Below are 8,581 nucleotides of genomic sequence, written 5' to 3'. Positions count from 1 at the left end.
GCACCCCGCCTGCCTGCTAGAAGCAGGCGGGGTGACTCACGGAGCCTTGCCGAACTTATTTACTTAGCGCGCTCGATAATGCTATCGAGACGCCAACGCTTGGTCTTGCTCAGGGGCCGAGTCTCCATAATACTCACGAGGTCGCCAATGTGAGCCTCGTTGTGTTCATCATGGACCTTGACCGTACGAGTGGAGCGCACAACCTTGCCGTAAAGCGGGTGGGTCGAACGCTGCTCGAGCTCGACGGAAATCGTCTTGTCCATCTTATCGGACACGACGTAACCGCGACGAACCTTGCGGAAGTTACGCTCTTCAGCCATTACTTCTCCTCAGCTTTCGTTTCGGTCGCCTCGGGGGCCTGGCTGATGCCGAGCTCACGCTCGCGCAGGATGGTGTACATCCTGGCGATGTCGTGCTTGACCGCCTTGAGGCGGGCGGTGTTTTCGAGCTGACCGGTCGCGGACTGGAAGCGCAGGTTGAACAGCTCTTCCTTGGACTTCTTGAGGAAGCCCTCGATCTCCTCGTTGGTCTTCTCGTTGAGATTCTTCATGGTGTAGTCTGCAGTTCCGACTGCCATCAGATGTCACCGCCTTCACGAGCAATAACACGGCACTTCATGGGGAGTTTGTCGATTGCGCGGCGCAGAGCCTCACGAGCGACATCCTCGGACACGCCACCGATCTCGAACATAACGCGACCCGGGTGGACGTTGGCGATCCAGAATTCCGGAGTACCCTTACCGGAACCCATTCGGGTGCCGAGCGGCTTCTTGGTCAGCGGACGATCCGGGAAGATCGTGATCCACACGCGGCCACCACGCTTGATGTAGCGGGTCATGGCGATACGAGCGGCCTCGATCTGGCGGTTGGTCACATAAGCCGGAGCCAGAGCCTGGATACCGAAATCGCCGAAAGCGATCTCGTTGCCGCCCTTGGACATGCCACGGCGGACCGGACGGTGCTGCTTACGATACTTGGTTCTCTTTGGGATAAGCATTCTCAGCTCACTCCTTCGTTTCCGTTGCGGCAGGTGCCTCAGCAGCGGCCGGAGCCTCTGCTGCTGCGTTCTGCTGCGGAGCAGCGTTGCGCTGGCCGCGACGCGGACGACGATCGCCGCGACGACCCTGGCGGTTGTTGCTCTGCTGTGCCTGCTGCTCTTCGAACTCACGCTCGGTCATATCACCCTTGTAGATCCAGACCTTCACGCCGATACGGCCGTAAGTGGTCTTGGCCTCGAAGAAGCCGTAATCAATGAGGGCACGCAGGGTCTGCAGCGGAACGCGACCCTCGCGATAGAACTCGGAACGGCTCATTTCGGCGCCACCAAGGCGGCCGGAGAGCTTGATACGGATACCCTTGGCGCCTGCACGCATGGCATCCTGCTGGGCCTTACGCATCGCGCGACGGAAGGTCACGCGGTTGGTGAGCTGCTCAGCGATGCCCTGTGCGACGAGCTGGGCGTCCAGTGCGGCGTTCTTCACTTCGAAGATGTTGAGCTGGACCTGCTTGCCGGTGAGCTTCTCGAGCTTGGCGCGAACGCGCTCAGCCTCAGCGCCACGACGGCCGATGACGATACCCGGACGAGCGGTGTGGATGTCCACACGCACGCGGTCGCGGGTACGCTCGATGACGATACGGGACACGCCCGCACGCTCGAGGTCCTTGCTCATGGCCTTGCGGATGGCGTCATCTTCGAGAACGAAGTCGCGGTAGCGTTCGCCAACCTTGTTGGAATCGGAGAACCACTTGGAACGATGGTTCTCAGTGATTCCCAGGCGGTAGCCAAACGGATTGATCTTCTGACCCATCTTTAGCGGTTTCCTTCCTTGTTAGCGACGACGACCGTGATGTGGCTGGTGCGCTTGTTGATACGAGCGGCACGGCCCTGTGCACGGGCGCGGAAACGCTTGAGCGTCACGCCTTCGTCCACATAGGTCTCCTTCACGACCAGGTCGTTCTCGCGGAACGGCTCGCCGGCCTTGTCGGCCTTCACACGAGCGTTCGCGATGGCGCTCTCCAGGACCTTACGCACCGGGAGGGATGCGTCCTGCGGAGCGAACTTCAGAATGGTGATGGCTTCGGTCGCCTTCTTGCCTCGGATGAGGTCGACCATACGGCGAGCCTTGCGCGGCGTCACGCGGACGTGACGAGCGATTGCTTTAGCTTCCATGTGTCCTTACTCTCCTTTAGCGGCGTGCCTTCTTGTCGTCCTTCACATGACCCTTGAAGGTCTTGGTCGGGGCGAACTCACCGAGCTTGTGGCCAACCATGGATTCGGTGACGAACACCGGAACATGCTTGCGGCCATCATGAACGGCGAAGGTGTGTCCGATGAAATCAGGGGTAATCATCGAACGACGGGACCACGTCTTGATGACGTTGTGCGTACCCTTCTCGTTCTGCTCGTCGACTTTCTTCTGCAGGTGGGCGTCGACGAAGGGGCCCTTCTTGATGCTACGAGTCATCTACTCGACACTCCCTTACTTACGGTTCTTACCATTCGGGCGACGACGAACAATCATCTTGTTCGAAGCCTTCTTCGGACGGCGGGTACGAACCTCGCCCTTGCCCCACGGAGAAACCGGCGGCTTGCCACCGCGGGTACGACCGCCGTGCGGGTGATCGACAGGGTTCATGGACTCACCACGGGTGATCGGGCGCTTGCCCATCCAACGAGCGCGGCCTGCCTTGCCAAGCTGGATGTTGGCGTGATCGGAATTACCGACCTCACCAACGGTCGCGCGGCAGCGAGCGTCCACGTTGCGGATTTCGCCGGACGGCATACGCAGCTGAGCGTAGGCGCCATCCTTGGCGACGAGCTGCACGGCAGCACCGGCGGAGCGGGCGATCTTGGCGCCACCCAGCGGGCGGAGCTCAATCGCGTGCACCACGGTACCGGTCGGGATGTTGCGCAGCGGCAGGTTGTTGCCCGGCTTGATATCAGCCTGAGCGCCGGTCTCGATGACGTCGCCCTGCTTGATGCCTTCCGGAGCGATGATGTAACGCTTCTCACCGTCTGCGTAGTGCAGCAGTGCGATGCGGGCGGAACGGTTCGGGTCGTACTCGATGTGAGCGACCTTGGCCGGCACGCCGTCCTTGTCCCAACGCTTGAAGTCGATGAGACGGTACTGGCGCTTGTGACCGCCGCCGCGATGACGGGAGGTCATACGGCCGTAGGAGTTACGACCGCCAGTCTTGCTGAGCTTGCGAACCAGCGACTTCTCAGGCGTGGAGCGCGTAAGCTCGGAGAAGTCCGAGACGGACGCGTTACGGCGGCCTGCAGTCGTCGGCTTATAAACGCGGATAGCCATAATCTAGTTCTTCCTTTAACTTTTCTCGGCTAGCCTTCAGTTACCGAAGATGTCGATCGTCTGGCCCTCGGCGACGGTCACGATGGCGCGCTTCTGATTGACGCGCTGGCCGAAACCGTTGCGGGTGCGCTGGCGCTTGCCGGCGCGGTTGAGGGTGTTGACGTTCGTCACCTTGACATTGAAGATCTCTTCGATTGCCTGCTTGATCTGAACCTTGTTCGCGTTCGGGGCCACCACGAAGGTGTACTGACCGCGATCGGACAGAGCGTAGCTCTTCTCAGAAACGACAGGCTTGAGGATGATGTCGTGTGCGGGCTTGTGAATAGCGACCATGAAAATCAGGCCTCCTTTGCAGCCGGCTCAGCCTTCGCAGCGAGGAAAGCATCAAAGCCTTCCTTGGAGAAGACCACGTACTGAGCGGTGACCACATCGTACGTGTTGAGCTGATCGGCGAAGATCGGGTGAACGGTCGGGATGTTACGAACGGAAAGCCATTCGTTCACATTCTCGCGAGAGAGCACCACGGTGGTGAACTTGTTCTCGGTCACCGGGGTAAGAGCGGCAACGGCGGCCTTGGTGGACGGGGCTTCGGAAACACCGAAGTCGACAACGGCCACATGACCGGCATTGGCACGATCGGAAAGCACGTACTTCAGAGCAGCGGCCTTCATCTTCTTCGGGGTGCGCTGGGAGTAGTCACGCGGCTGCGGACCGAACACGGTGCCGCCGTGGTACCACTGCGGTGCACGGATGGAGCCCTGACGAGCACGACCGGTGCCCTTCTGCTTCCACGGCTTGCGGCCACCGCCGGAAACCATGCCACGAGTCTTGGTGGCGTGGGTGCCCTGGCGAGCAGCGGCGAGCTGGGCGATGACGACCTGGTGGATCAGCGGGATGCGGGACTGAACTTCTTCAGCGGAGAAGCCGAAGATCTCAGCCGGGGCATCGACGGTGCCGGTGGCCTTGCCCTGGTTATCGGTGACGTTCAGAGTAACGTTTGCCATGATTTATCAGGCTCCCTTCACTGCCGAACGGACGAGAACGATGCTGCCCTTCGGGCCCGGAATGGCGCCCTTGATAGCCAGCACGCCGTTCTCAACATCCGACGAAACGATGGTGAGGTTCAGCGCGGTGTTGGTCACATGACCCATGCGGCCAGCCATGCGCTTGCCCTTGAGGATGCGGCTCGGGGTGGCGCATGCGCCAACAGAGCCAGGACGACGCTCGTTCTTGTGAGAGCCGTGGGTACGACGATAGGACTTGAAGCCCCAACGCTTGATGGTGCCTGCGAAGCCCTTGCCCTTGGTGGTACCGGTCACGTCGACCAGGGTGCCTTCCGGGAACAGCTCAGCGGTCAGCTCCTGACCCGGCTCGAACTCTTCGGCGTTATCGGTGCGGACCTCAGCGAGGTGACGACGCGGGGTGACGCCAGCCTTGGCGAAGTGGCCGGCGAGCGGCTTGGTCACCTTGGTCGGGTCAACCTGGCCGTAGCCAAGCTGAACAGCCTTGTAGCCGTCGGACTCTTCGGACTTGACAGCGGTCACCACGTTGGTGGACACGTCAACGAGGGTCACAGGAACGAAGAAACCGTTCTCGTCCCAGACCTGAGACATACCGAGCTTCTTGCCCAGCAGTGCAGTGCGATTAGACATAATGGTTCCCTCCTCCCTTACAGCTTGATCTCGATGTTCACGTCTGCGGGCAGATCAATATGCATGAGGGAGTCCACGGCCTTCGGGGTCGGGTCCACAATGTCGATGAGACGCTTATGAGTGCGCATCTCGAAATGCTCGCGAGAATCCTTGTACTTGTGAGGAGAACGGATAACGACGAACACGTTCTTCTCGGTCGGGAGCGGAACCGGGCCAACCACAGTTGCGCCCGCGTTCGTCACCGTTTCGACGATCTTCTTCGCCGATTGGTCGATGACCTCATGGTCATAGGACTTAAGCCTGATGCGGATTTTCTGTCCCGCCATTGCCTTCCGCCCTTTCTAGCGATTCGTTATTTACTGTTTACCAGCCTGCTTCCAAGGGCACCGGCGCAGAAGACCCCCGGAACCGTGGAAGTTCCGTGGCCATACCACATCAGTGCGCAGCCATGCAGCTTCTCACCGGAGTGAGCCGCTGTGCCACGCTCGCTTTTTGAATTACAATTTGCGAGCCCTAAAATCAGGCAACTTCTTTATCTAAGCATCAGGGGTGAACATATGGAATTCGCGCGTGTCGCGGTTTTTCCAACGTTTTTCGCGGTGTCGCGCCAACACAATCACGCGTCTTCTTTCGATGAAGAACGCGGAAGGTAACGGCGACGGTCCACTTCCCCCTCACTATAAAAAAGGAGCCTGATGGTTTCCCATCAGGCTCCTTTTGCACGACTTCTTATATACGCTTCACTTCACATCTTTTATATAAGGAGTTACGTTGCGATATTGCGATCAGGCGCGCTCGGAAGCTTCCTCCGTAGCGGCTTCGCCCTGACGCTGGACGCGCAGCTTGTGGCCTTCCGCCTGGCTGACGCCGTAGTAGGCGGCAATGGCGATATCCTTCATATCCTCGATCTGCGGGATACGCGGGTTCGCCGGTGCGCACTGGTCTTCGTAGGCGCGCATGCCGATCTGGTCGATGATGGACCAATAGTAGTCCTCATCCACACCGCACTCCTGGAAGCTCTTGTTCATACCGAGCTTGTTGTCACGGTAATCCTCAACAGCCTTGGCCAGGTTCTCGACGCCCTCTTCCGGAGTCTTGCCCGGGTTCACGCCAAGGTTCTTGGCGATCTCCTGGTAGCGTTCCGGAGCGATGTACTTGTTGTACTTCGGCCAGCTGGTCGGCTCCTCCGGGACGGAACCGTTGTAACGGATCACGTACGGCAGGAGGATGGAGTTGGTACGACCGTGGGCAACGTGGCACAGTGCACCAATGGTGTGGGCCATGCCGTGGCACATGCCGAGGAAGGCGGAGCCGAAAGCCATGCCGGCCATGGTGGCGGCATTATGCATCTTCTCCTGGGCACGGGTCTTCTCCTCACCCGGCTCGCCATTGACGGACTCAGCGAGGTTGTCCCAAACCAGCTTGGCAGCGTGCAATGCCATACCATCGGTGAAGTCGTTGGCATACACGGACACATAAGCCTCAAAAGCGTGGGTCAGAGCATCGAAACCAGCATCGGAAGCCAGCTTGCGCGGCTGAGTACGTGCCAGCACCGGATCGACGATAGCGACGGACGGGGTCAGCGCGTAATCGGTGATCGGGTACTTATAGCCGGTCTTGTGGTCGGTAATCACAGCGAACGGCGTGACTTCGGAACCGGTGCCGGAAGAAGTCGGAATGCAGACCAGCTTGGCCTTCTTGCCCAGCGGCGGAATCTTGAACGCGCGCTTACGGATATCGAAGAACTTCTCACGCACATCGGAGAAGGAGATTTCCGGGTGCTCGTACAGCAGCCACATAATCTTGGACGCATCCATCGGGGAACCACCGCCGACGGCGATGATGGTATCCGGCTCGAACTCCTCGCGCATCATGGCGGCGCCACGTTCGACGGTCTCCACGCTCGGCTCCGGCTCGACATAATCGATGATACGGAAGGTCACGCGGTTGGAACGTGCACGCAGCTGATCGATGATCTTGTCAACGATGCCGAGCTGCTCCATGACCTTATCGCACACGATGACGGCCTTTTCGATGCCGTACATGTCGCGCAGGTACTTGATGGCGTTCGGCTCGAAGTAGGTCTTGGCCGGAATCTTGAACCACTGCATGTTGTTGTTCCTCCGAGCGATGCGCTTGATGTTGATGAGGTTGACTGCCTGGACGTTGCCGGACACGGAGTTGCCGCCGTAGGAGCCGCAGCCCAGGGTCAGGGACGGAGCGATGGCGTTGTAGATGTCGCCCACGCCGCCGAGGGAGCTCGGGGAGTTCCAGATGATACGGCAGGCGTGCATGCGCTGGCCGTACTCGCGGACCAGGTCACGGTCGTTGGTGTGGATGGCGGCGGTGTGGCCGGCGCCATGCTTCAGCATGGCTTCGCACATCTCGAAGGCCTGTTCCTTGTTGTCGGACTTCAGCACGGCCTGGACCGGAGCAAGCTTCTCCATGGTCAGCGGCTCGTTCTCGCCGACTTCCTTGCACTCAGCGGCAAGGATGGTGGCGTCTTCCGGAATCTCGAAGCCGGCGGCCTTGGCGATGTACTGCGGGGACTTGCCCGGCACCACGGAGTTGAGCTTCGGGGTCTGTCCGGAGTAAGCGGTGCAGCCGAACATGTACTGCTCGAGCTTGGCCTTCTCGTCAGCGTTCACGAAATAGGCCTTGCGACGCTTGAGTTCCTTAACGAGCGGAGCGTAGATGTCCTTGTCGGCGATGATGGCCTGCTCGGTAGCGCAGATCATGCCGTAATCGAAGTGCTTGGAAAGAATCAGATCGTTGGCTGCACGCACGACGTCGACGTTCTTGTCAACGTATGCCGGAGCATTGCCCGCGCCGACGCCCAGGGCCGGCTTGCCGGAGGAGTATGCGGCCTTGACCATGCCCGGACCACCGGTGGCGAGGATGGTGGCGACACCATCATGCTTCATCAGGGCGCCAGTGGCCTCGATGGACGGATGCTCGATCCACTGAATACAGTTCTCAGGAGCGCCTGCTGCGATAGCGGCATCGCGAACGATCTTGGCGGCCGCGACGGAGCAGTTCTGTGCGCCCGGGTGGAAGCCGAAGATGATCGGGCAGCGGGTCTTCAGTGCGATCAGCGACTTGAAGATGGCGGTGGAGGTCGGGTTGGTGACCGGGGTCACGCCAGCGACGACGCCAACCGGCTCGGCGATTTCGTCGATGCCCAGCACGTCGTCCTCGCGGATGATGCCGACGGTCTTCTGACCAGCCAGGTAGTTGGTGACATGCTCGCAGGCGAAGATGTTCTTGGTGGCCTTGTCTTCGACCAGACCACGGTGGGTCTCCTCGACGGCCATCTTGGCGAGCACCAAGTGCTTGTTCAGGGCTGCGACGGAAGCCTTGGCCACGATGTGGTCAACCTGCTTCTGATCGAGCTTCTCGAATTCATCAAGAGCCTTCAGGCCCTTCTTGACCAGAGCGTCGACCTCAGCCTCGGCTGCGGCGAGCTTCTCTTCCGGAGTCGGCTTGGTCGGCTCTTCCTTCTTCTTTGCGTCTGCCACTTGAAGTCCTCCTCGATTCTTTGGGGGTTTGCAAAGTAGTTTCCCGTTATTCCACCCGCCTCGAAGCGGATGGACGCGTTGCTGGTCTTTTGTGACCTAGG

Annotated in this window: 12 protein-coding genes; all 12 read right to left on the bottom strand. The window is 59.9% G+C overall.

Annotated elements, in window-relative coordinates; translation table 11 throughout:
• Positions 1-59: 59 nt before the first annotated feature.
• On the bottom strand, positions 60-320 hold the full coding sequence (gene rpsQ / locus OGI63_RS03605; protein ID WP_003808036.1) for a 30S ribosomal protein S17: 261 nt from the start codon (positions 318-320) through the stop codon (positions 60-62).
• Positions 320-577 (bottom strand): 50S ribosomal protein L29, encoded by a 258-nt coding sequence (gene rpmC / locus OGI63_RS03600; protein ID WP_003808034.1) that lies wholly within the window; start codon positions 575-577, stop codon positions 320-322. Before rpmC ends, rpsQ begins: the two co-directional genes overlap by 1 nt.
• Positions 577-996: a 50S ribosomal protein L16 gene (rplP, locus tag OGI63_RS03595; RefSeq protein WP_003835996.1), complete on the bottom strand. Its 420-nt coding sequence runs from the start codon at positions 994-996 to the stop codon at positions 577-579. Before rplP ends, rpmC begins: the two co-directional genes overlap by 1 nt.
• A gap of 7 nt (positions 997-1,003) precedes the next feature.
• A complete protein-coding gene (gene rpsC / locus OGI63_RS03590) occupies positions 1,004-1,807 on the bottom strand; it encodes a 30S ribosomal protein S3 (protein WP_026646506.1) in 804 nt (267 codons plus the stop codon).
• 2 nt (positions 1,808-1,809) lie between these two features.
• Positions 1,810-2,169 carry a 50S ribosomal protein L22 gene (gene rplV / locus OGI63_RS03585; RefSeq protein WP_003808026.1) on the bottom strand — a complete coding sequence of 120 codons (360 nt, stop codon included), beginning with the start codon at positions 2,167-2,169 and terminating at the stop codon, positions 1,810-1,812.
• A 16-nt stretch (positions 2,170-2,185) separates the two neighbouring features.
• The gene (rpsS, locus tag OGI63_RS03580; RefSeq protein ID WP_003808025.1) at positions 2,186-2,464 is read right to left on the bottom strand and encodes a 30S ribosomal protein S19; all 279 of its coding nucleotides are present in this window, start codon (positions 2,462-2,464) and stop codon (positions 2,186-2,188) included.
• Positions 2,465-2,479: 15 nt separating this feature from the next.
• Positions 2,480-3,310: a 50S ribosomal protein L2 gene (rplB, locus tag OGI63_RS03575; protein ID WP_003808023.1), complete on the bottom strand. Its 831-nt coding sequence runs from the start codon at positions 3,308-3,310 to the stop codon at positions 2,480-2,482.
• Between the two features lie 36 nt (positions 3,311-3,346).
• On the bottom strand, positions 3,347-3,643 hold the full coding sequence (gene rplW / locus OGI63_RS03570) for a 50S ribosomal protein L23 (protein ID WP_003808021.1): 297 nt from the start codon (positions 3,641-3,643) through the stop codon (positions 3,347-3,349).
• A 5-nt stretch (positions 3,644-3,648) separates the two neighbouring features.
• Entirely contained in the window at positions 3,649-4,314 is a 666-nt protein-coding gene (gene rplD / locus OGI63_RS03565) for a 50S ribosomal protein L4 (RefSeq protein WP_003808018.1), read from the bottom strand.
• 6 nt (positions 4,315-4,320) lie between these two features.
• Positions 4,321-4,962 carry a 50S ribosomal protein L3 gene (rplC, locus tag OGI63_RS03560; RefSeq protein WP_003808016.1) on the bottom strand — a complete coding sequence of 214 codons (642 nt, stop codon included), beginning with the start codon at positions 4,960-4,962 and terminating at the stop codon, positions 4,321-4,323.
• Between the two features lie 17 nt (positions 4,963-4,979).
• Complete coding sequence (rpsJ, locus tag OGI63_RS03555) at positions 4,980-5,288, bottom strand: 30S ribosomal protein S10 (RefSeq protein WP_003808013.1); 309 nt, start codon at positions 5,286-5,288, stop codon at positions 4,980-4,982.
• A gap of 459 nt (positions 5,289-5,747) precedes the next feature.
• Positions 5,748-8,480 (bottom strand): bifunctional acetaldehyde-CoA/alcohol dehydrogenase, encoded by a 2,733-nt coding sequence (gene adhE, locus OGI63_RS03550; RefSeq protein ID WP_011742823.1) that lies wholly within the window; start codon positions 8,478-8,480, stop codon positions 5,748-5,750.
• Positions 8,481-8,581: the final 101 nt, after the last annotated feature.

It is taken from the genome of Bifidobacterium sp. KRGSERBCFTRI (assembly GCF_025908335.1).
Note: the sequence above shows the minus strand (reverse complement) of the source record. Positions and strands in the feature narration are given on the sequence as shown.

What these genes read in the sequence shown, in the direction of transcription:
- rpsQ (WP_003808036.1), bottom strand. Translation starts at nt 320, where the DNA reads ATGGCTGAAGAGCGTAACTTCCGCAAGGTTCGTCGCGGTTACGTCGTG.
- rpmC (WP_003808034.1), bottom strand. Translation starts at nt 577, where the DNA reads ATGGCAGTCGGAACTGCAGACTACACCATGAAGAATCTCAACGAGAAG.
- rplP (WP_003835996.1), bottom strand. Translation starts at nt 996, where the DNA reads ATGCTTATCCCAAAGAGAACCAAGTATCGTAAGCAGCACCGTCCGGTC.
- rpsC (WP_026646506.1), bottom strand. Translation starts at nt 1,807, where the DNA reads ATGGGTCAGAAGATCAATCCGTTTGGCTACCGCCTGGGAATCACTGAG.
- rplV (WP_003808026.1), bottom strand. Translation starts at nt 2,169, where the DNA reads ATGGAAGCTAAAGCAATCGCTCGTCACGTCCGCGTGACGCCGCGCAAG.
- rpsS (WP_003808025.1), bottom strand. Translation starts at nt 2,464, where the DNA reads ATGACTCGTAGCATCAAGAAGGGCCCCTTCGTCGACGCCCACCTGCAG.
- rplB (WP_003808023.1), bottom strand. Translation starts at nt 3,310, where the DNA reads ATGGCTATCCGCGTTTATAAGCCGACGACTGCAGGCCGCCGTAACGCG.
- rplW (WP_003808021.1), bottom strand. Translation starts at nt 3,643, where the DNA reads ATGGTCGCTATTCACAAGCCCGCACACGACATCATCCTCAAGCCTGTC.
- rplD (WP_003808018.1), bottom strand. Translation starts at nt 4,314, where the DNA reads ATGGCAAACGTTACTCTGAACGTCACCGATAACCAGGGCAAGGCCACC.
- rplC (WP_003808016.1), bottom strand. Translation starts at nt 4,962, where the DNA reads ATGTCTAATCGCACTGCACTGCTGGGCAAGAAGCTCGGTATGTCTCAG.
- rpsJ (WP_003808013.1), bottom strand. Translation starts at nt 5,288, where the DNA reads ATGGCGGGACAGAAAATCCGCATCAGGCTTAAGTCCTATGACCATGAG.